The sequence below is a fragment of the Vibrio sp. 970 genome, assembly GCF_033339075.1.
Window position 1 is genome coordinate 1 of record NZ_JAWOTW010000499.1, and the last position, 618, is coordinate 618.

Annotated in this window: 1 pseudogene; it reads right to left on the minus strand. The window is 45.1% G+C overall.

What is annotated here, in order from left to right:
• Positions 1-618, minus strand: a pseudogene (locus tag R7Q11_RS27530) (lipase); the annotation flags it as partial.

Genomic DNA, 618 nt, shown 5'->3' on the forward strand with positions numbered 1-618 from the left:
GCGTTTTCTTTCGCTGAAGTGATACCGTGTTGGTAGATCACCACGTCTTTTGCAACACCATTTTGAGGAGTAAACAGTAAGAGCTCGACATTTTCTAAAGACTTAACCGCAGGAACAGGAGAGTAACGAGTAATAACTCGCTCACTATCCAATTGTGTACCGTCGTTTAAGTACAGTTTCGAGCCTACCAGTTTTAGCTGCTCTGTTGGATCTGTTGCCAGCTTGCTAACGTCTACAGGAGAGCTTGCGAAAACGCCAGATGAAAGCTGTTGAACCATGTTCGCTTGTTCTGCTGGATCGGTAAGTGCTGCGTTTAGCTTCGCTAGGCTTGGCATCGCAGACACCATCGGTTGCATGTTCCAGTTTGCGCCTTTTTCAAGGTAGTGTGGCAGTCTTACTTGACCCTGAGTAACATTCACACTCGCGCCAGATTGCACGTAAAGACCTTTAATCGCGGTTTTCGCTGCATCTAAGTCACTGACGTATTTATTAAAGTCACTGTCCGAATCTAACGCTGTCATAAAGTCTTGTGTCTCACCAAGCACCATTGTGTACGCAGTAGAAAGGTCGACAGCATTCTCGTTAGTATCATTTTTGTAAATGGTATTTAGCGTGTTC